This window comes from Arthrobacter sp. NPDC057388 (assembly GCF_042668165.1).
Classification (GTDB): domain Bacteria; phylum Actinomycetota; class Actinomycetes; order Actinomycetales; family Micrococcaceae; genus Arthrobacter.
On sequence record NZ_JBHVBL010000039.1, the window covers coordinates 1 to 20,068 of the forward strand.

Here is a 20,068-nt window from a genome sequence, read left to right on the forward strand (position 1 = left end):
GGCATCATGCCGGGCCCGGGTTTCTCTTTCCCAGCTTTCTTCATTGCCGGCATTTCCGGGGCCAGGCCAGAGATGCACCTCCCCTCCACGCTTCTGCACGCTCAGGCAGGAACGGCGACCTGCTCCACGGCGCCGTCCGCCATCGCGTACCTGAGCCACATGCCGGGAGCACCTTCCCCGGCCCGGTTGCGGGATCGCTCCGCGCAGGCGTCAAACCACACGCCCAGCGCGCGGTCGTGGCTGACCATCACCACCGTTCCGCCAAAGTCCGCGAGCGCTGATTCCAGTTCCTCCACCAGCGCGGGGGCCAGGTGGTTGGTGGGCTCGTCCAGGAGCATGATCTCGTTGTGGCCGAGCAGCAGCCGGGCGAGCGCCAGCCTGCGCTGCTGCCCTGCGGACAAGGCGCCCACCGGAACGTGGAACTCGCTGGTGCGGAAGAGACCCAGCCGAAGAAGCGCCTCGGCGTGGTCGTCGATGTTCCCGCCCAGACCGGCGGCAAAGGCGGGCAGCAGCCGCAGGGACGGATGCTCCGGCAGCTCCAGTTCCTGCTGCAGGTAACCGATCCGGCCCGAGCGCACCACCTGGCCCCCTTCCGGTTCAAGGGTCCCGGCCAGGACCGAGAGCAGGGTGGACTTCCCCGCCCCGTTGGGCCCCGTGATGAGGATCTTCTGCCCGCGGTCCACCCGGAACTCTGCAACGTCCAGCCGGCCAGGCACGCGGGCATTGCGGGCGTGCAGGACCCGGCCGGCCGATCCCCGGGCACTGCCCTGGTTCGGTTCGCCGGCGCCTGCCCCGGAACCGTCCGGACCGCCGTCGAACGCCCCATCCAACCCGGCGTCGAGCTTCAGTCGCTCCGGCGGCCGCTCGACGGGGTTGTCCTCCAGGCGGCGCAGCCGTTCCTGCGCATTGCGGATCTTGCTGGCGGCGGCCCGCTCCCAGGTTCCGGTCTTGAAGTCGAAACCGGCCTTGTCGTTGTCCCGGCGCCGGGCGTATCCCATCCGGTCCGAGACAGTGTCCGCCTGCCTGCGTTCTGCAGCCATGGCGTCGAGCCAGCTGTGGTACTGCTGCACCCAGCGCTGGCGTTCGGCCCGTTTCTCTTTCAGGTACCCGTCGTAGCCGTTGCCGTAGCGGTTCACCGTCCGGCGCTCGGCGTCGACCTCGATCACGGCGGCGGCGACCTTCCGCAGGAGGACCCGGTCGTGCGAGACCACCACCACGGCGCCCCGGTGGGCTGCGAGGCGGTCCTCGAGCCAGGCGGTGCCGCTGGCGTCCAGGTGGTTCGTGGGCTCGTCCAGCAGCAGGATGTCCGCGGGGTCGGCCAGCAGGCAGGCCAGCGCAACCCGTTCCTGTTCCCCGCCAGACAATGACCCCAGCGTCCGGCTCCGGTCCACGCCGCCCAGGCCGAGCCGGTCCAGGGCGGCCTCCACCCGGGATTCCGCGGCATAGCCCTCGCGCAACTGGTACTGCGTCTGCAGGTTCCCGTAGGCCTCCAGATCGTCCGCCTCCGCCGCCGCGAGGCCCGCTTCCAGCCGTTCGAGCTCCGCTTCCATATCCCGGAGTGCACGGAGCGCATCGTCGATCGCATCGGCAACGGTCAGCCGGGCGGGAAGTCCTGTGGTCTGCGCCAGGTACCCCACCCGGCCCTGCCGCCGGGCCGTGCCTTCGGCCGGCTGTTCGAGTCCCGCCAGGATCCGGAGCAGGGTGGATTTGCCGGCGCCGTTCTCACCCACGACGGCGGCATGTTCCGCTGCGCTGATGACCAGGTCGACGGCGGTGAAAAGCTCACGGTCCCCGTAGCCGTGGGAGACGCCGGACAGGCGCAGCTGCCCGGTATGGGAATTTGGTTCAGTCATGGGAAGTCCTCGCAGTCCGTTGGGCGGTCCCGGAGCCGGCTGCATGTTCTTTCAGCGCGCTGCTCTACGGGGCCTTGTCTGTGGCCCCATCCGCACTGGAGAAAGGCCGGAACACGACCGACGCCGGGCGGTGCCGGCGTCGTGGATTAGGACTTCATGGGTCAAGCCTGCCCGCCGGCGGGCGGACCCGTCAAGGTTCACGGGCACCCAGAGGCACCACTCGGCAAGCGCGAACGTACAGTTGTGGCCCTGAATGAGCGCTCACTTGGGGCCACAACTGTCCGTTCGCGCCTGGTCGGGCGCACTACGCTGGAAGCATGGTGAACACCAGACGCATGCTTCCTGCTCCGCGGCCGGATCTCTACCGGTTTTCGCCGCTGGACCTCACCGCCGTCGCGCTTTACGTGGCCGTCGCAGCCTTCTTCGCGCTGGCCGGGGAACTCATCCTGCCCCTGCTCCGGCAGCTGGCCCCGACGCCGGCCGCCGCATCCTACAGCGTGAATCTCCTGTTCTACGGCTGCGTGGGCGCCCTGGCACTGTTCGCCGCCCGGGGCGTGGTGTCGCGGGACCTCAAAGTGCTGGCCACCCGCCCGTGGTTCACCCTCGCGATGGTGCCGCTGGCCGTCGTCGTCATGATGATCGTCACCGCCCTCCTGGTGGCCGTGGCGGGAACCACCGAGACGTCCGCGAACCAGGCCGGGCTGCAGGCCCTCATGCGTCAGGTGCCGGCCTGGCTGATGGTGCCGCTGATTGTTGTGGTGGGGCCGTTCGTCGAGGAGTACGTGTTCCGGCACCTGCTGATCGGGAAGCTGAGCCGGCGCGTCAACATCTGGATCTGCTGCGCGCTGTCCGTGCTCCTCTTCGCCGCACTCCACATCGTCGGCCAGGAGGCCCTCACCCTCCAGGCGCTCATGCCGTACCTGGCCATGGGCGGCACGCTGGTGTTCGTCTACATGTGGACGGGGCGGAACCTGATGTTCTCCTACTTCGTCCATGCAGCCAAGAACCTGCTGGCGGCCATCTTCCTGTACACGATCCCGCCCGAACTCCTGGACCAGCTGCAGCGCGTCCAGGGCTAGCAAGCCGAGACCCTATCCGGGGACGGCCAAGGCACCGTAGCTTGGTGCCATGGGACTCAACATTCAGATCGCCATCGACTGCAAGCACCCGCACGACCTCGCCGACTGGTGGGCCGAAACGCTGGACTGGTCCGTGGAGCCGCAGGACGAGGGCTTCATCCGGTCCATGATCAGCCAGGGCTTCGCCACCGAGGACCAGACCATGACCCACAACGGCAGGCTCGTGTGGCGGGACGGCGCGGCGATCCGGCCCACGGAGGAACTCGATGCCAAGGCACCGGAACGGCGCCTCCTGTTCCAGACCGTGCCCGAGCAGAAAACCATCAAGAACCGGGTGCACTGGGACGTGCGTCTCAACGGCCGGGACAAAGACGAGGTCCGCGCCGAGCTCGAGGCCCGCGGCGCCACCTTCCTGTGGACCGCCAGCCAGGGGCCGCATGAATGGCACACCATGGCCGACCCCGAGGGCAACGAGTTCTGCATCAGCTGAGCCGATTACTAGACTTGGACGGTGAGCAACGAATTCCCCGCCAAGGTATCCGACGTCTTTGACCCGTCCCGCTGGCGCACCGTGTCCGGCTTCGACGACTTCCAGGACCTGACCTACCACCGGCAGGTGGAGCGGTCCGGCGACGGCACCGTGACGCGGGACCTGCCCACCGTCCGCATCGCTTTCAACCGGCCCGAGGTCCGCAACGCGTTCCGCCCGGGCACGGTGGACGAGCTGTACCGCGCCATGGACCATGCCCGGATGACGCCGGATGTGGCCACCGTGCTGCTGACGGGCAACGGGCCCTCCCCCAAGGACGGCGGGCATTCGTTCTGCTCCGGCGGGGACCAGCGGATCCGCGGGCGGGACGGCTACCGGTATGCCGACGGCGAGACCCAGGAAACCATCGACCCTGCCCGCGCCGGCCGGCTCCACATCCTGGAGGTCCAGCGGCTCATGCGGACCATGCCCAAGGTGGTCATCGCCGTCGTCAACGGCTGGGCAGCCGGCGGCGGGCATTCCCTGCACGTGGTCTCGGACCTGACCATCGCCTCCCGCCAGTTCGGGAAGTTCAAGCAGACGGATGCGACCGTGGGCAGTTTCGACGCCGGCTACGGCTCGGCGCTCCTGGCCCGCCAGATCGGCCAGAAGGCCGCGCGGGAAATCTTCTTCCTCGCCCGTGAGTATTCCGCCGAGGACATGGTTCGGATGGGCGCCGTGAACAAGGCCGTGGACCACGAGCGCCTCGAGGAGGTGGCCCTGGAGTACGCCGCGGATATCGCACGGCAGTCCCCGCAGGCCATCCGGATGCTCAAGTTCGCCTTCAACCTCGCCGACGACGGCCTGGCCGGCCAGCAGGTGTTCGCCGGTGAAGCCACCCGGCTGGCGTACATGACGGACGAAGCCGTGGAGGGCAAGGAAGCGTTCCTGCAGAAGCGCGACCCCGACTGGTCGAAGTTCCCGTACTACTTCTAAGCCCGCACCCGTCGGAAGGCACCCCCAATGCTCCCCAGGCCCGCACTCCCCAAGCCCCCACACCACAGGGGCGCGCAGTGAATATCGAGCCGGCCCTCAAGGCGCTGGCGGCCGCCCTCCACGGTGAGGGTCCCGCCGTCGAACTCTCTGCCGGACCGGACGGCGAGCCGGTGGTGACGCCGGTCCCGACCCCCGCGTTTGAGGACGCTGTCGCTGTGGTCCGCACGTCCGGGTCCACCGGGACACCCAAGGCGACGGTCCTGACGGTTGATGCGCTGGCGGCGTCGTCGATGGCCACTGCATTCGCGCTCAAGGGCGAGGGGCAGTGGCTCCTGGCCCTGCCGCTGCAGTACGTGGCCGGCGTGCAGGTGCTGGTCCGGTCGCTGTTCGCGGGCACCCGGCCCTGGGCGATGGACCTGTCCGAAGGCTTTACCGCCGACGCCTTCACGGCGGCCGCACTGGAGCTGACCGACAACATCCGCTTCACATCACTGGTGCCCACGCAGCTGCAGCGCCTGCTCGCCGACCCGTCGTCGGACACCCTTGCCGTGCTGCGCCGCTTCAACGGCATCCTGCTCGGCGGCGCGCCGGCCTCTGCCGAACTCCTCGAGTCCGCGCGCGACGCGGGCCTGCGGGTGGTCACCACGTACGGCGCCGCGGAAACCTGCGGCGGCTGCGTGTACGACGGGTATCCGCTTGAGGGCGTGGCCCTGCGGCTCGCCGAGGACGGCCGGATCCACCTGGGCGGGGCCACCCTCGCGGCGGGTTACCTGGACGCGCCGGGGCAGACGGCGGAGGCCTTCGTCGAGGAGAACGGCACCCGCTGGTACCGGACCAACGATCTCGGCATGCTGGACGCCGACGGACGGCTGACCGTACTGGGCCGCGCCGACGACGTCATCATCACCGGCGGCGTGAAGGTCTCGGCCGCGCACGTGCAGGCTGAGCTGGAAAAGTCCGACGGCGTCACGGCGGCTTTCGTGGCAGGCGTCACCTCCGCCAAATGGGGCCAGGCCGTGGCAGCCTATGTGGCCATCGCCGGGTCCGCTTCGGGCTCCCCCGCCTCTTCCGCCGCACGGGACGGGGCCGCGTGGGCGGAGGAATGGCACCGCACACTGGGGCTGCTCGCCCCCAAGACGGTGCTGCCGGCCAGTGAGCTGATCATGCTGCCCAACGGCAAACCGGACCGGCTGGCGATGATTGAACGGCTCAACGCGCTGCATCAGGGAAAATAGAGTAGTTCTGCCGCGCCGCTGCGGCTTCGGCGTGTCCAGCGCACGCCCATGCTTTTCGAACATTTCACCGACCCAACACGAGGTACTTACCGTGGCAACAGCCGCACAATGGATCCAAGGCGCCCGGCTCCGCACCCTGCCGGCTGCGATCGCACCTGTCCTGATCGGCTCGGCAGCGGCCTATGAGATGGGTTCCTTCCTGCTGCTCAACGCGGTCCTGGCGGCCCTCGTGGCGCTGCTGCTGCAGGTGGGCGTCAACTACGCCAACGACTACTCGGACGGGATCCGCGGGACGGACGAGAACCGCGTCGGGCCGCTGCGGCTGGTGGGTTCCGGCGCTGCCCGTCCCGAACACGTGAAGTATGCCGCGTTCGGCGCCTTCGGCCTGGCCATGCTGGTTGGGCTGGTCCTGGTGATCATCACCCAGACCTGGTGGCTGCTGCTGGTGGGCGTGGGCTGCGTGATGGCGGCGTGGGGCTACACGGGAGGCAAGAACCCGTACGGCTACATGGGACTGGGCGACGTCTTCGTGTTCGTGTTCTTCGGGCTGGTGGCCACCCTCGGCACCACCTACACGCAGGCGGGACAGATCGGCCTGCCCGCGGTGATCGGTGCGATCGGAACAGGCCTGATCGCCTGCGCCCTGCTCATGGCCAACAACGTGCGGGACATCCCGTCGGACATCCAGGCCGGGAAGAAGACCCTGGCGGTGCGGCTGGGCGACAAGCACGCCCGCGAAAGCTACGTCCTGATGCTGGCCGTGGCCATCCTGCTCGTGGTGATCCTGGCGCCCACGCGGCCGTGGATGCTGATCGTGCTGCTGCTGATCCCGGCCTGCCTGATGCCGGCCTGGCTCATGATCAACGGGCGGAAGCGCAAGAGCCTCATCCCGGTCCTGAAGCAGACTGGCCTCATCAACCTCGGCTACGCCCTGCTCTTCTCGCTGGGACTCGTGCTGAGCACCGGATTCTAGGCCTGCCCGGCTGCGGGCCTAAGCGCCTTCGCCGCGGGGTTCGCGCTTCTTGATGTCGTTGCGGATGGTGACGTCCGGGTGGGTGTCCACGAGGTGGTCCTCGGCGCGGGCATCGTCAATCTCCCCGGCGGTGCGGATGGGCTTGGCGCGGCCGGAGAAGCGGGCGTGCAGTGACGCCGTCGCGGCATCGCGCTGCTTCTGGAAGAAGAGGTAGCTGATGGCGAAGGAAATCAGCCCTGCACAGACGACGGCCAGAAACCACCCCAGCTGCAGAAAGACGAACAGCACAAACAGGGGCAGGAAGATCGCGAACCGGATCAGGGTGTATTTCAGAAAAGCCACCATCCAAGTTTAGCCGTCCTACCTGAGCGTAGCCTGCGTCATTTGCGGATCCGGTTCGGCGTTTTGCTAGCGCATTACTGTGGGCATACTGTAATCTCCGCCGGGGCATTCGACAGCTAGACTGATTGCATGCCTCGTGTCGCCATCGCAGTCGCAGTCCTCGCCATCTACGTCTATGGACTGGTGGACGTTATCCGCACTGACAAGGGTCTCACCCGCGGGTTCTCCAAAACAACGTGGCTCATCATGGTGATCCTCCTGCCTCTCATCGGAGCCGCGCTGTGGTTCCTGATCGGCCGCCCCCGCGCATCGGCCGTGGCGCAGCCCGCCTATCCGCAGCACCCCACCGCCCCCGACGACGACCCCGATTTCCTGCGCAACCTCGAGCAGCGCCGCCGTCAGGCCGAGGCGGAGCGCCTCCGCAAGCTGCGGAACGACGCTGCACGGAAGAACCAGGCCGACGCCGGCCCGCACCGCACGGGTGCCACAGGAACTTCGGGCGCTACGGGTGCCGCTCCGGGCACGAGCAGCACGAGCAGCGGCAGTTCCAGTGCAGGCGAACCGGGGCCGCGCAAGCCGGGCGCCGCGGGCGAGGCCAACGCCGAAGGCAACCCCGAAGCGAAGTAGCCCTCACCCGCATCTCTGTCGCCAGAAAGGGCCGCCCGGCAGCAGGCTGAGCGGCCCTTTTGCTACGTGGACGCCGTCGCGCATCTTTTCTGCGGCGCGCCGTCTCGATTTACCAAAAATGGCCGCTCCCCTGGGTCGGTTTACCAAAAACGGCCGCTTCAGGGCATCGGCAGGCGGCCCTTTGTGGCAACGCGGCGCAGGGGAGCCCCTCGCGGCTCAGCCGCCGCCACTTTGCACCGATTTACCAAAATGGCCGCTCCCCTGGGTCGGTTTACCAAAAACGGCCGCTTCAGGGCATCAGCAGGCGGCCCTTTGTGGCAACGCGGCGCAGCAGGATGCAGGTGCAGCTGGATGCATTGCAGCAGGATGCATCCGCATGGCAACAGCACTATCCCTCCACACCGGCCCAAAATTGTGGATAACGCATTGCAGGGCCGCTCCGGGCAGCAGAATGCTTCCATGCCTCGTCCACGCCCTCTTCCGCCCGCACTGCAGGCACAGCCGTTCACCATCCGCCAGGCCACTGCTGCCGGTCTCACCCGCAGGCGGGCACGGGCCCTCGACCTGGCGAGCCCCTGCCACGGGGTACGTACGCCGGCTGCGGTGGAGATCACGCACCTCGTCCGGGTGCGGGCGCTGGTACTCGCAACCGGAGCCGTTGTCAGTCACCTGTCAGCCGCTGCGCTCTGGGGCTTCCCTCTCCCTCTGCGCTTCGAGGACCAGGTTGTCATCCATTTGACCAGCCGGGACGGCGCCAGGGCTGTGCGAAGGAAGAACGTCTGCGGCCACCGGCTTCCGCTTCCGGAAGAGGAGATCTTCAATGGCCGTTACGTGGCCTGCACGTCGCCGCTTCGGACGTGGTTCGACCTGGCCGGACTTCTGTCTCTGCAGGACCTGGTCATTGCCGGCGACTTCCTTCTGCGCCGCAAGGATCCCCTTTCATCCCAGGAGGCACTGGACGCCTTCCTCGCTGGGAAGCAGGGCCGGGCTGGGTACCCCAAAGCAATGAAGGCCAGGGCTCTCATCCGGGCCAACACCGATTCACCGAAGGAGACCGAAGTGCGACTGCTGCTGGTCGAAGCCGGGCTGCCTGAACCGGCCATCAACGTGCCCATGCTCGACGAAACCGGCGGCTGGGTCGAGGACCCCGACATGTCCTACGAGGAGTTCAAGATTGCCATCCAGTACGACGGCGGCCACCATGCCACCCCCGCCCAGCGGAGGAGCGACATCTACCGTGATGAGCGCGCGCGTGGATTGGGCTGGCTCGTCTTGCTCCTGACACAGCTGGACCTCGATCCCATGGTGCCAGGCAAAGAACCCACGGCCATCGCCAAGGTCCGCAAGGCCCTGTCGAGCCGCGGCTGGAAACCATCACGCTGACCTTTGACGTTTCGCCCTCCGCTCAGGACCTCGCCCGGCCGGCTCCGTCCTGCAAAGCCCGGCGATCGGCTGGCGGCTTCACAGATTCACCAAAAAAGGCCGCCCAGCAAGCAAGCTGAGCGGCCCTTTTGGGTAAATCGACGAGCCCATGCGGCCCTTTGTGGTAAATCTGCGGGCCCCGGAAGGCACCACAGCCCGCAGGCGAGGCGCCGAAGCAACCCGAAGGAAACCCCTACAGCCCCGAGTAGGAGTGCAGGCCGTTGAAGAACTGGTTCACGATGGTGAAGTTGAAGACCACGCACAGGTAGCCCACGATGGACAGCCAGGCCGCGCGGGTCCCGGTCCAGCCGCGGGTGGCGCGGGCGTGCAGGTAGCCGGCGTACACCACCCAGATCACGAACGTCCAGACTTCCTTGGTGTCCCAGCCCCAGAAGCGGCCCCAGGCCTTCTCGGCCCAGATCGCACCGAACATGAGCGTGAAGGTCCAGCCGATAAAGGCGATCGCGTTGATGCGGTAGGACAGGTTCTCCAGGCTCAGCGCGGACGGCACCAGGCGCATGAACCCCAGCTTGTCGGCTCCGCCTGCAGCAATGGTCTTCTGCCGGTGCGACTGGACCAGCTGCAGCGCGGACATCGCGAACGTCAGCGTAAACAGCGCCGAGGACAGCACAGCGATGGAGACGTGGATGATGAGCCAGTAGCTCTGCAGCGCGGGCACGAGGTGGCCGACCGGAGTCCAGAACGCCACGGACGCGGCCACCAGCATGATGATCACCAGGCCCACCACGAACGTGCCGAGGAAGCGCAGGTCACGGCGGACCAGCACCACGAGGAACACGGCCACAGCCACGAACGCGCCGGTGGTCAGGAACTCGTACATGTTGCCCCACGGGACACGGCCGGCGCCCACTGCGCGGGTCAGCACGGCTGCGGCGTGGATTGCGGCGCCCAGGACGGTCAGCGCCACCGCCACGCGGGCAGGTGCACGGCGCTCACCGTAGCGCATGCTGTCGTCGGCGGTCTGCCCGGCGGCACCGGAAACAGCAGAGTACGACGACGGCCGCTCGGCACGGTCTGCCGGTCCGGCCAGGCGGTCCCCGCCGCTGCCCGCCGACTGTGACGCGGCGCCCGGTGCGCCTGCCGCCACCGGAACCTTGGCGGACGAAGCCGCCGGAGAGTCTGCGGCTGCGGCCTTGAGGTCGATCGCCTTCAGGGCTTTGCTGCTCCTGGCCAGGTCCCACGCGAACGCGATGAAGGCGACGGTGTAGGTGCCGGCCGCAAGCAGCATGAAGAGCTCGCTGTACTGGCCCATGGTCTCGTTGATGGGGAACATTACTGGTCCTTCTTCGGCTCAGGCGAGCCTGCTGATGAGGAGTTGGAAGGTGCTGTTTCGGGGGTGTCGGCGGCCAGGTTCCACTGGCGGGACAGGAGGTCGCGCAGCGCGGCCGCCTCGCCGGCCAGCCGGTGGTCCTCGCCGCGGGCCAGGAGCCCGTATTCCACCATGGTCCGGCCGTCCTCGTGGGTGCCGGTGCGGACCCAGACGCGGCGCCGGTTCACGTAAAGCGAGACGATCAGCCCGGCCACTGCAATCAGCGCAAAGATCAGCGCCGAGAGCTGCCCGGGGTTGTGGTGGATGTCCACGCCCACGTACTTCTTCACGCCGTCGAACGTGATGGAACCCTTGCCTTCCGGCAGCGTGTAGGTGTTGCCCGGCGCGAGCGTGATGCCGCCGGCCTTGAGGTTTCGGCTGTTGAGTTCCTTGAGGTTCTTGACGTCGAGCTCAAAGACGTTCTGCGGGGCACCCTTGTCCAGGCCAAGGTCACCGTAGAAGGAGTTCAGGCTCAGCTGCGGGTTGATGAGCTCAGGATCGCCGCTGAAGGAGATCCCCTGGTCGGTCACGAACGCGGTGGGCAGGAAGAAGCCGGCGAAGCCCAGCTGGTCGGGCTTCGCGTCAGGGACCTTGATCACCACGGAGGAGTAGTAGTTGTCCCCCTGCAGCTTGGCCACCACAGGACCCTGCATGGCGATGTTGCCGTTGCCGTCGCGGACAGTGACCACGGGCGCGTAGCCGTTGCCGGTCAGGTAGATGCTGGTGCCGCCGAGCGTGACGGGATCGTTGACCTTGAGGACTTCCTTCTTGGCCGGGGCACCGGGGTTTTCCTTGGTGGTGACGTCCGCCGTGAAGTCGATGGGCTGGCCGAACTTGCCCTGGGATTCCCGGTCGAACGTGGCCTGGAACTTGTCCAGCTGGATCGAGTACGGCTGGAGCTGGCTGCTTTGGAAGTTCGTGCCGGGATTGAACTGGTCATAGCCCACCAGGGTGTTCACGAACGTGTCGCCCTCCACCAGGATCCGCTGGCCGCTGTACCCGAACAGGCCGCCGATGGCCACGGACACCAGCACGCCGATCAGCGAGGTGTGGAAAACAAGGTTTCCCACTTCCTTCAGGAAGCCGCGCTCGGCCCCCAAAGACGGCCGCGCCCCGCCGTCGTGCCTTACCTCAACGCGGTACCCGCGCTTCTTCAGCAGCGCCGCTGCGTCCTCAATGGCGTCCGACGCCGGGATCCCGGCGTCCGCGGGCACCACCAGGGTGCCGTACTCCGGCAGGCGCGAGAGGCGCTTCGGGGTGCGCGGGGGCTGCGAACGCATGGCCTTGTAGTGGGCGATGGCGCGGGGCACCACGCAGCCGATCAGCGAGATGAACAGCAGGATGTAGATCGCCGAGAACCAGGCCGACGAGTAGACATCGTACAGCTGGAGCGAGTCCAGCAGCTTGCCGTAGTCGGGGTGGTCCTTGATGTACTGCGTGACGACAGAAGGGTTGGCGGGCCGCTGCGGGAACAGCGATCCCGGCACCGCCGCCACTGCCAGGAGCAGCAGGAGGAACAGCGCGGTGCGCATGCTGGTCAGCTGCGTCCAGGCCCAGCGGAGCATGCCCACGAAGCCCAGGGACGGCACGGCGGCCCCGGCCTTGGCAGCCTTCAGGGCGTCGTTAGGTACGGCTTTCTGGTCAGCGTCACTTTGGCCGGGCTGGTTGGACCCTGGCTGCGGGACGTCCCCGGCCGGGGATTTCTCGGTTGACTTCACACGCTCGCTCATCAGATCGGCAACTTCACGTCGGTTTGGAACCAGTACTGCAATTCGGTGACCCAGGCGCCCCACAGGCCTGTGGCCATCAGGATGCCCAGGGCAATCAGGACTCCGCCGCCGGTGCGCTGGATGGCCAGCCGGTGCTTGCGGAAGAAGGACATCACGCCCGCGCCGCGGCGCACCGCGAGGGCGATCAGCAGGAACGGGATGCCCAGCCCAAGGCTGTAGACGAAGGCCAGGAACGCGCCCTTCGCCGCGGAGGAGCCGCCGGAAAGGCTGAGGAGCTGGACAGCGGAATAGGTGGGTCCGATGCAGGGCGCCCAGCCAAGGCCGAATGTGATTCCCAGCAGCGGTGCACCCCACAGGCCCGCAGGCGGCTTGGCATGGATCTTGGCGTCACGCTGGAACCAGGAGAACCCGCCCATGAACACCACGCCCATCAGGATCACCAGGACGCCCAGGACCTGCGTGATCCAGGCGTTCTGCCCGCCGGAGATCAGCGACCCCAGCTGCCCGAACGCCCCGCCGAGGAGCACGAAGATCACCGAGAAGCCCAGCACGAACAGGCCGATGCCGGCCAGCATGCGGCCGCGCTTCTGCTTCTGCAGGTCCACGCCCGTGAGTCCCGTGACGTAGCCCAGGTATCCGGGCACCAGCGGGAGCACGCACGGGGAAAGGAAGGACACGAGTCCGGCCAGCAGTGCCACCGGGATAGCGAGCAGCAGCGAACCGTTCAGGATGGCTTCGGCGAAGGGGCTGTTCACGGGAGGTTACTCTGCCACGGCGGACTGGATGAGGGCTTTGAGTGTGCCCTTCTCGATCTCCCCCAGCACGCGCGACGCCACCCGGCCCTGCTTGTCCACCACGAGCGTGGTGGGGACTGCGCCCGGAGGCACCAGACCGGAAACGGACAGCAGGACGCTGCCGTCCTTGTCGTCGAAGCTCGGGTAGGTGAGGCCGAAAGTCTTGTCGAAGGCGTCAGCGGTGGCCTTCTCATCGCGCAGGTTCACGCCGAAGAACTGCACGCCCTTGCCCTTGAACTCCTGGTGGAGCGCTTCCAGCGACGGCGCCTCCACCCGGCAGGGCGCGCAGGCGGCGAACCAGAAGTTCAGCACGGTGACCTTGCCTTGGAAGTCCTTGGGGGTCACGGCGGTGCCGTCGAACAGGGTGCCCTGGATCTGGATGCCGGACTTCCGCTCGGATGCGGCAAACTCGGTGACGGAGCCGTCGCCGGCCACGTAGTTCTTGTTGTCCCCGGCTTTGGCCTGTTTGGCCAGGGCGTCCTCCTGGGCGCAGGCGGACAGGCCCATCGTGATGAGGGCCAGGCCCCCGGCGGCGAGGACGCTGCGGCGGGAACTCTTGGGTGTATCAGTCATAACTTAGGCTCCGGGGGTGCTTGAGGCACCGGGAAGAAGGGCGGCGGCGGGCTCGCTGTACTCCACGCGCAGCAGGGCGCCGTCGTCGCCGAAAACCAGGGAGGTCAGGGAGGTCAAGGTGCATTCGCGTTTCCGGGGATCGTGCCACAGAGGCTTTCCCTCGGCGCTGAGCCGGGTGGCCCAGATGGGGAGCTGGTGGCAGACCAGGATGGCCTCGGCACCGTCGCCGCCCAGCTCGATGGCCTTGGCGCGGGCTTCCTGGACGGCCTCGGTCACGCGGGCTGCCTGCAGCTTGTAGGGCTCGCCCCAGGAGGGGCGGAAGGGGTTGACAAGGTGCCGCCAGTGCTTCGGCTTGCGCAGCTCCGCCCGGGTGACCTTCAGCCCTTCGAAGTGGTTCTCCGCCTCGATGATGCGGCCGTCCGTGTGGATCTCCAGCCCCAGCACGTCCGCGGTGGGCTGCGCCGTTTCCTGGGCGCGCGTAAGCGGTGACGCCACGAGGTACACGATGTTGGCGCCCTGGGATGCGCGTTCACGGAAGTGCTCCGCGAGGGTCTGCGCCATTTGCCGGCCAAGTTCGGAGAGGTGGAACTCAGGCAGCCTGCCGTACAGGACACCCTCGGGGTTATGGACCTCGCCGTGGCGGAGCAAATGGACAGTGGCTTGGGGCATGTCTACCAGTTTCTCAAAGGGCAGGGGCAATGACGAAATCTTCTACATCGAGTAGAACTCAAAATTTTTCAAAAAAGTTCCCCGCAGGGGGAACAAAACATGCAAATGCATGTTTATACTGGATGCAGCAGTTAGTTGAGACTTCAACAAAAGCTTCAACAATCATCCGTCCGATTACTGATACAAGGAGAACCACCATGGCACTTTCCACCGAGCTCACCCGCGGCACCTGGACCCTCGACAACTCCCACAGCGAGATCGCCTTCACCGTCCGCCACGCCGGCATCAGCAAGGTCCGCGGCCAGTTCAAGGACGCCACCGCCACCCTGGACCTCGCCGAGGACGTGACGGCCAGCAAGGTTGAGGCCACCATCCAGACCGCCAGCTTCGACTCGGGCGACGCCAACCGCGACGGCCACGTCCGCGGCGAAGACTTCTTCGACGTCGAAAAGTTCCCCGAGATCTCCTTCGTCTCCAACGGCCTCGTTGCCAACGGTGACAGCTACGAACTCCAGGGCGACCTGACCATCAAGGGAGTCACCCGCCCGGTCTCCCTCGAGACCGAATTCAACGGTGTTGCCGTTGACCCCTTCGGCAACACCCGCGCCGGCGTTTCCGCCGAAACCACCATCAGCCGCAAGGACTTCGGCCTGACCTGGAACGCCGTGCTGGAAGCCGGCGGTGTCCTGGTCAGCGACAAGGTTGCCATCAACCTTGAACTGGCCTTCATCGCGCCTGCAGCCTAGGTTTCTGCGCAGCCACGATTGCTGGCTCGAAACGCCCCGTCCGCGGACTTTCCGCAGGCGGGGCGTTCGGCGTTTCGGGACGTTTTCCAGTTGGCAAATCCCTGGCCCGGCACTCCCCCGCCGGACGGCGTTTCTGCAGGTTGGCACGGCTTTTGGAATACCTCTCCGGAATGATCCACTGCACACCCGCCGAGGGGTACGGTGGGAAGTGAACCATGCTGGGGAGGGCAGGCGTCTGAACCGGTAGCCGATTCAGACGTCACTACGCAAAGGACCGCTCATGAGCAATCCTCCAGTCCCGCACTCCAATGACCCCGGCTCCAATGAGCCGGACAACGGCTCGCAGCCGGCCGGCGGGCAGCCCCGCTACGGCCAGGACTCGCCCCAGTACGGGCAGGGCACGCCGCAGTACGGCCAGAACACACCACAGTACGGCCAGGGTGAGCAGGGCGCTCCCCAGTACGGACAGCCCCAGTACGGACAGGCGCAGTACGGCCAGAACGCTCCGCAGTACGGGCAGCCGCAGTACGGGCAAAACCCGCCGCAATACGGCCAGGGCGGACAGGGCACTCCGCAGTATGGACAGTCCCCGTACGGCCAGAGCCCGTATGGCCAGTCCCCCTACGGGCAGTACCCGTCGGAACAGGCCCAGGCAACCACGGGCGACGGCGTTCCGAAGCTGGTCAACTATTCCTTGTGGATGATCATCGCTGCAGGTGTCCTGTCGATCCTGTCCATTCTGGTCACGATCCCGTCGCTGGATGACCCGGCCATGCGAAGCACCTTCGAGGAGCAGCTGCGCAGCAGCGGCCAGAACATTCAGTTCGAGGACGTCAAGGGCTTCATCATCGGAACCATGGTGGTCTTTGCCCTGGTCGGCGCCGGCCTCTACGCGCTGGTGGCCTTCAATGTCCGGAAGGGCAAGAACTGGGCGCGCATCCTCGGTACCGTGTTCGCCGCACTCTCCGTATTCAGCCTGTTCCCGCCGGGCCTGAACACCCTGGTGGGCCTGCTTGGCATCGCCGCGATCGTGATGCTGTACTTGCCGGCATCGGCGCCGTACTTCCAGAAGCGGCAGCCGTTCGCCAACCCTTACTCGCAGCCTGGCCCCTACGGCCGGTAACAGGCGGGCAGAACGTCAGCACCATCAAGTAAAGACCCAGCGGGCGCTGATTCCCGGAGCGCCGGAGTTACTCCGGCTGGCCGGGAGTCTGCGCCCGTTGCGCGTGGTAAGCGAGGATCTGCAGCTCGGTGGCCATGTCCACCTTCCTCAGCGTCACGCCGTCGGGCACCTGGAGCATCACGGGCGCAAAGCTGAGGATGCTGCGGACGCCTGCATTTACCACCCTGTCGCACACGCTCTGCGCCACGGCGGCCGGCAGCGCCAGCACCACCATATTGGTGCCGGTCCGTTCCAGGACCGTTTCGAGGTCCGCAACGTCGCTGACGCGCAGCCATCCCACCTCGTTGCCCACCACCATCTGGTCGGCGTCGAAGATGGCAACAACGTCAAAACCCCTGGATTCGAAGCCGCCGTAGCGTGCCAGCGCCTTGCCCAGGTTGCCCGCGCCCACGATCGCGACTTTCCAGTCATGGGTGAGGCCCAGGGCTGCGGCAATGTGCCGGCTCAGGTACTGCACCTCGTAGCCGACTCCCCGCGTGCCGTAGGAGCCGACGTGGGACAGGTCCTTGCGGAGGGTCGAGGAGCTGACGCCGGAAAGTTCAGCCAGCGACTCGGAGGAAACCCGCTCGGTGCCTTCGGCCAGCAGGGAGTTCAGCGCGCGCAGGTAGATCGTCAGCCGGGCCACGGCCGCCGGCGGAATCTGCTTTCCGGCAGCCCCGGTGGGCCCGGGCACAGCCTGGGGAGGTGAATCGAGCGAAGTCACTATCTGCTCCGTTGCGTCGCGTTGTGAGTCCACTCTAGATCCCCATCAGTTATGTCAACAAAGCCAATGCCGTTGTTCGAAATCGGCTAATCCCCCGCCATGGCCCGGCGCAGGACACGCTCCAGGCGGGCCTCGTCGATCTTCCAGAAGTCACGCTGAACGCCGTCCACCAGCACCACAGGGATCTCCTCGGCGTAGCGGTCGCGCAGCTCGTCGTCGGCGTCCAGCTGCCGTTCCGACCACGTCAGCCCCAGCCCGGCAGTTACCCTTCCGACGGCGTCGCGCGCCGCGGCGCACAGGTGGCAGTCAGCTTTGGTGAGGAGAACGACGTCGGGGTTTGCCATGCTTCAACCGTATCGCCGTTGACGGCGGGGAGCGACGCGGACGCCGTCAGATGTGGCGCACTGCATTGACTAGACTCAGTGGCATGCCCGAGGAGAAGTACGTCGCTGTGGCCCACCGTCCGGTTGCGAAGCAGCAACACGGCGAGGCTGCCTTCTTCGACGTCGACAACACCCTCATGCGGGGCGCAAGCCTGTTCCACGTGGCAAGGAAAATGCACCAGCGCGGAGCCTTCACGCTTGCGCAGGCGGCGGGCATGGCGTGGAAGCAGCTCAAGTTCGTGCTTCGCGGCGAAAACCTCAACGACGTCCACGCAGTGCGGGATTCAGCGCTGAGGCTCGCCGCAGGCATCACCGAAGAGGACATCAAGGCGCTGGGCGAGGAAGTCTACGACGAGATGATCGCCTCCCGGATCTGGCCCGGCGCCAAGGCCCTGGCCGAGCAGCACCTGCGCGTGGGCCGGAAGGTCTGGCTCGTCACCGCCACGCCGATCGAGGTGGCCACCGTCATTTCCACCAGGCTGGGCCTCACCGGCGCCCTCGGAACAGTGGGCGAAACCAAGGACGGCTTCTACACGGGAAGGCTCGTCGGGGACATCCTGCACGGCGCCGCCAAGGCCGTGGCCGTCCAGGGCATCGCGGACCAGCACGGCCTCGATCTGAAACGGTGCTGGGCCTACAGCGACTCCTACAACGACATCCCGCTGCTGACCATGGTGGGCCACCCGGTGGCGATCAACCCCGACGGCCGGCTGCGCAAGCACGCCCGCGAACACAACTGGCCGGTCTACGACTTCCGGTCCGGCCGGCGCGCGGCCACGCTGGGGCTGAAGGCAGCCACCGCAGGCGGCGCGGTCTATGGCCTGTGGCGCGGCTACACCCGTTTCCGCGGACCCCGGGTCTGACAGGCCCGTGGGCCGCGCCGCAGGACGCAAAAATGCCCGCACCCCCGGAAGGGAACGGGCATTGACGCGCAGAGCGGACTCTACTTCTTGTTGCGGCGCTGGTGGCGGGTCTTACGAAGCAACTTGCGGTGCTTCTTCTTGGCCATACGCTTGCGACGCTTCTTAATAACTGAACCCACGAAAGTTCCTTACAAACTAGATGCAGTACCTGTCTGATGGAGAAGGTCCGTGGACTGAGCAACAGACTGAACAACTGACAGATTCTTACAATGACGTAAAACGTTCCTTAACAGGGTACCGCCTATCCGGAGCACCCCCTGACCAGCACAGCTCCCGTGGCGTGCAGCGGCCCCCAAGGCGGCTGCAGAACCACGGGATCGGTGCGGTCAGCCGGGTCCCGTCAGGCGGTGCCCGTGTGACCGTCCACGACAGCACCCTTAAGGTACTGTTCGACGGCGGCCTCCGGGACGCGGTAGGAGCGGCCGAACCTGACGGCGGGCATCTCCCCCGAGTGGACAAGGCGGTATACGGTCATTTTAGAGACACGCATTACCTCAGCCACCTCGGCCACGGTCAAGAACTTGGCGTTCGAGAAGTTCGACTCTGCGGACATTACCCATATTCCTTTGCTCTCAGCAACGACGCCGGTCTATCTGCGGTGTGCGCCGATGCTGAGCCATCGAACAACCGTGTTCTAGTTACTCTAGATGCTCACGTGGCCATTGTGAAAGCCCGCCGCTTCCGCGACGACGCCGCCAGCTGTTCGAGGACGGACGCCGTCACATCCCACTCCATGCAGGCGTCCGTGACGCTCTGGCCGTAGACCAGTTCCGAGCGGCCGGCGGCGTGCTCGGCCACGTCCAGGTTCTGCGCGCCGCCCACCAGGAAGCTCTCCAGCATGACGCCGGCGATCGCTCCGGCGGCTGTTCCGCCGTCTTCGAGCTGGGCGCCGATCTCGAGCGCCACCTCGGCCTGGCGGTGGTGGCTCTTGCCGCTGTTGGCGTGGCTGGCGTCCACGATCAGCCGCGGATTGAGGTTCTTGGCCGCGAGCTTCGCCGATGCCGCCTCGACGTCGGCCGAGGAGTAGTTGGGGCCCTTCCGGCCGCCGCGGAGGATCACGTGGGTGTCGGGGTTGCCGGCGGTGGACACCAGCGCTGCCCGTCCGTCGCCGTCGATCCCGAGGAACGCCTGGGCGGAGGCGGCGGCGCTGCAGGCGTCGACCGCCACCTGCAGGTCGCCGTCGGTCCCGTTTTTGAAGCCGATGGGCATGGAGAGGCCGGAAGCGAGCTGGCGGTGGATCTGGCTTTCCGTGGTCCGCGCACCGATGGCGCCCCAGGAAATGAGATCGGCCATGTACTGCGGGCTGATGGGCTCGAGGAATTCGGTGGCAGTGGGGAGCCCCAGCGCGGTGACCTGCTGCAGGAAGCTGCGGGCGGCGCGCAGGCCGGCGGCGATGTCGTGGCTGCCGTCCAGGTGCGGATCGTTGATGAGGCCCTTCCAGCCCACGGTGGTCCGCGGCTTCTCGAAGTAGGCGCGCAGGACGATCAGCAGGTCTTCCTTGTGCTTCTCGGCCTGGCTCACCAGCCGGCGGGCGTATTCCAGGCCGGCCTTGGGATCGTGGATGGAGCACGGGCCGACGATCACCAGCAGCCGGTCGTCCACGCCGTCCATGATGGCCCGGACTTCGTCACGGCCGCGTTCGACGACGTCGGCCGCCTTCGCGTCCAGCGGCAGTTCCGCGATCATCTCCTGGGGCGTGGGCAGGGCAGTGATTTCGCTGACCCTCAGGTTGGACGTGGACTGGCGTTCCGACGTCGGCTGCTGGGTTTCGGTGGCTGTTGCGCTCATGTGGGGGTCCTGTTCCGGGTGGGAGCGGGCCCCTGGTCAGAACCCGCCGCAGATATGGCGAAGGGCAGAGAATGATCTCTGCCCTGTTGGCTCTGAAGGAAAAGTTGGATGCGTGTCAGTTAGACGCGGGCCCCTCCAGAGCCAACGAAAAATACGCATACCAACGGTTAGTCATAGCCACACCATAGCCGGGGGCTCACCGGCGCCGCAAATCGGGTAAGCGCGAACGGACACCTGGGGCCCTTAGGAA

General features: G+C 66.7%; 22 protein-coding genes. 10 read left to right on the forward strand and 12 right to left on the reverse strand.

The features are described 5' to 3' along the window. Positions 1-101: 101 nt before the first annotated feature. Positions 102-1,853, reverse strand: a complete 1,752-nt coding sequence (locus ACFUTU_RS16575) for an ABC-F family ATP-binding cassette domain-containing protein (RefSeq protein WP_377966181.1) — start codon at positions 1,851-1,853, stop codon at positions 102-104. Positions 1,854-2,170: 317 nt separating this feature from the next. On the opposite strand from ACFUTU_RS16575, the gene ACFUTU_RS16580 reads away from it, so the two are divergent. From ACFUTU_RS16580 to ACFUTU_RS16600, 5 genes are all read left to right on the forward strand, one after another. Next, the gene (locus ACFUTU_RS16580; RefSeq protein WP_377966183.1) at positions 2,171-2,932 is read left to right on the forward strand and encodes a CPBP family intramembrane glutamic endopeptidase; all 762 of its coding nucleotides are present in this window, start codon (positions 2,171-2,173) and stop codon (positions 2,930-2,932) included. A gap of 49 nt (positions 2,933-2,981) precedes the next feature. After that, on the forward strand, positions 2,982-3,422 hold the full coding sequence (locus tag ACFUTU_RS16585; RefSeq protein WP_377966185.1) for a VOC family protein: 441 nt from the start codon (positions 2,982-2,984) through the stop codon (positions 3,420-3,422). A 21-nt stretch (positions 3,423-3,443) separates the two neighbouring features. Then, positions 3,444-4,397 carry a 1,4-dihydroxy-2-naphthoyl-CoA synthase gene (locus ACFUTU_RS16590; RefSeq protein ID WP_377966187.1) on the forward strand — a complete coding sequence of 318 codons (954 nt, stop codon included), beginning with the start codon at positions 3,444-3,446 and terminating at the stop codon, positions 4,395-4,397. Positions 4,398-4,474: 77 nt separating this feature from the next. After that, positions 4,475-5,632 (forward strand): AMP-binding protein, encoded by a 1,158-nt coding sequence (locus tag ACFUTU_RS16595; RefSeq protein WP_377966189.1) that lies wholly within the window; start codon positions 4,475-4,477, stop codon positions 5,630-5,632. Between the two features lie 91 nt (positions 5,633-5,723). Beyond that, complete coding sequence (locus tag ACFUTU_RS16600; protein ID WP_377966191.1) at positions 5,724-6,605, forward strand: 1,4-dihydroxy-2-naphthoate polyprenyltransferase; 882 nt, start codon at positions 5,724-5,726, stop codon at positions 6,603-6,605. Positions 6,606-6,623: 18 nt separating this feature from the next. On the opposite strand, the gene ACFUTU_RS16605 is transcribed toward ACFUTU_RS16600, so the two are convergent. Next, positions 6,624-6,950, reverse strand: a complete 327-nt coding sequence (locus tag ACFUTU_RS16605; protein WP_377966193.1) for a DUF4229 domain-containing protein — start codon at positions 6,948-6,950, stop codon at positions 6,624-6,626. Between the two features lie 126 nt (positions 6,951-7,076). Between ACFUTU_RS16605 and ACFUTU_RS16610 the strand changes: the two genes are divergently transcribed. Both ACFUTU_RS16610 and ACFUTU_RS16615 read left to right on the forward strand, forming a co-directional pair. After that, a complete protein-coding gene (locus ACFUTU_RS16610; RefSeq protein ID WP_377966195.1) occupies positions 7,077-7,574 on the forward strand; it encodes a PLD nuclease N-terminal domain-containing protein in 498 nt (165 codons plus the stop codon). Between the two features lie 459 nt (positions 7,575-8,033). Next, entirely contained in the window at positions 8,034-8,957 is a 924-nt protein-coding gene (locus ACFUTU_RS16615; RefSeq protein WP_377966197.1) for a hypothetical protein, read from the forward strand. A gap of 232 nt (positions 8,958-9,189) precedes the next feature. Here ACFUTU_RS16615 and ccsB read toward each other — a convergent pair whose 3' ends face one another. Genes ccsB through ACFUTU_RS16640 form a run of 5 tightly spaced genes read right to left on the reverse strand, consistent with a single transcriptional unit; the run spans position 9,190 to position 14,092 of the window. Continuing rightward, entirely contained in the window at positions 9,190-10,290 is a 1,101-nt protein-coding gene (ccsB, locus tag ACFUTU_RS16620; protein ID WP_377966199.1) for a c-type cytochrome biogenesis protein CcsB, read from the reverse strand. Next, a complete protein-coding gene (locus ACFUTU_RS16625) occupies positions 10,290-12,056 on the reverse strand; it encodes a cytochrome c biogenesis protein ResB (RefSeq protein WP_377966201.1) in 1,767 nt (588 codons plus the stop codon). The genes ccsB and ACFUTU_RS16625 overlap by 1 nt, the downstream gene beginning before the upstream one ends. Beyond that, on the reverse strand, positions 12,056-12,811 hold the full coding sequence (locus tag ACFUTU_RS16630; RefSeq protein ID WP_076800534.1) for a cytochrome c biogenesis CcdA family protein: 756 nt from the start codon (positions 12,809-12,811) through the stop codon (positions 12,056-12,058). The genes ACFUTU_RS16625 and ACFUTU_RS16630 overlap by 1 nt, the downstream gene beginning before the upstream one ends. A gap of 6 nt (positions 12,812-12,817) precedes the next feature. Continuing rightward, a complete protein-coding gene (locus ACFUTU_RS16635) occupies positions 12,818-13,423 on the reverse strand; it encodes a TlpA family protein disulfide reductase (protein WP_377966203.1) in 606 nt (201 codons plus the stop codon). Positions 13,424-13,426: 3 nt separating this feature from the next. Then, positions 13,427-14,092 carry a histidine phosphatase family protein gene (locus tag ACFUTU_RS16640; RefSeq protein ID WP_377966205.1) on the reverse strand — a complete coding sequence of 222 codons (666 nt, stop codon included), beginning with the start codon at positions 14,090-14,092 and terminating at the stop codon, positions 13,427-13,429. Positions 14,093-14,289: 197 nt separating this feature from the next. Here ACFUTU_RS16640 and ACFUTU_RS16645 point away from each other — a divergent pair, with 197 nt between their 5' ends. Together ACFUTU_RS16645 and ACFUTU_RS16650 are read left to right on the forward strand one after the other, a co-directional pair. Beyond that, the gene (locus ACFUTU_RS16645; RefSeq protein ID WP_377966207.1) at positions 14,290-14,838 is read left to right on the forward strand and encodes a YceI family protein; all 549 of its coding nucleotides are present in this window, start codon (positions 14,290-14,292) and stop codon (positions 14,836-14,838) included. Between the two features lie 280 nt (positions 14,839-15,118). Further along, positions 15,119-15,961 carry a hypothetical protein gene (locus ACFUTU_RS16650; protein ID WP_377966209.1) on the forward strand — a complete coding sequence of 281 codons (843 nt, stop codon included), beginning with the start codon at positions 15,119-15,121 and terminating at the stop codon, positions 15,959-15,961. Between the two features lie 67 nt (positions 15,962-16,028). On the opposite strand, the gene ACFUTU_RS16655 is transcribed toward ACFUTU_RS16650, so the two are convergent. Continuing rightward, positions 16,029-16,724: a redox-sensing transcriptional repressor Rex gene (locus ACFUTU_RS16655; RefSeq protein ID WP_377966211.1), complete on the reverse strand. Its 696-nt coding sequence runs from the start codon at positions 16,722-16,724 to the stop codon at positions 16,029-16,031. An 86-nt stretch (positions 16,725-16,810) separates the two neighbouring features. After that, positions 16,811-17,068: a glutaredoxin family protein gene (locus ACFUTU_RS16660; protein WP_377966213.1), complete on the reverse strand. Its 258-nt coding sequence runs from the start codon at positions 17,066-17,068 to the stop codon at positions 16,811-16,813. Positions 17,069-17,151: 83 nt separating this feature from the next. Here ACFUTU_RS16660 and ACFUTU_RS16665 point away from each other — a divergent pair, with 83 nt between their 5' ends. Then, complete coding sequence (locus tag ACFUTU_RS16665) at positions 17,152-17,970, forward strand: HAD family hydrolase (RefSeq protein WP_377966250.1); 819 nt, start codon at positions 17,152-17,154, stop codon at positions 17,968-17,970. A gap of 80 nt (positions 17,971-18,050) precedes the next feature. Here the strand turns inward: ACFUTU_RS16665 and ACFUTU_RS16670 are convergent, their stop codons facing one another. From ACFUTU_RS16670 to ACFUTU_RS16680, 3 genes are all read right to left on the reverse strand, one after another. Next, positions 18,051-18,149, reverse strand: coding sequence for a 30S ribosomal protein bS22 (locus ACFUTU_RS16670; RefSeq protein WP_003792170.1), 99 nt, complete (start codon positions 18,147-18,149; stop codon positions 18,051-18,053). Positions 18,150-18,370: 221 nt separating this feature from the next. Beyond that, entirely contained in the window at positions 18,371-18,583 is a 213-nt protein-coding gene (locus tag ACFUTU_RS16675; RefSeq protein WP_377966215.1) for a helix-turn-helix domain-containing protein, read from the reverse strand. Between the two features lie 98 nt (positions 18,584-18,681). Beyond that, the gene (locus tag ACFUTU_RS16680) at positions 18,682-19,818 is read right to left on the reverse strand and encodes a 3-deoxy-7-phosphoheptulonate synthase (protein WP_377966217.1); all 1,137 of its coding nucleotides are present in this window, start codon (positions 19,816-19,818) and stop codon (positions 18,682-18,684) included. Positions 19,819-20,068 lie beyond the last annotated feature (250 nt).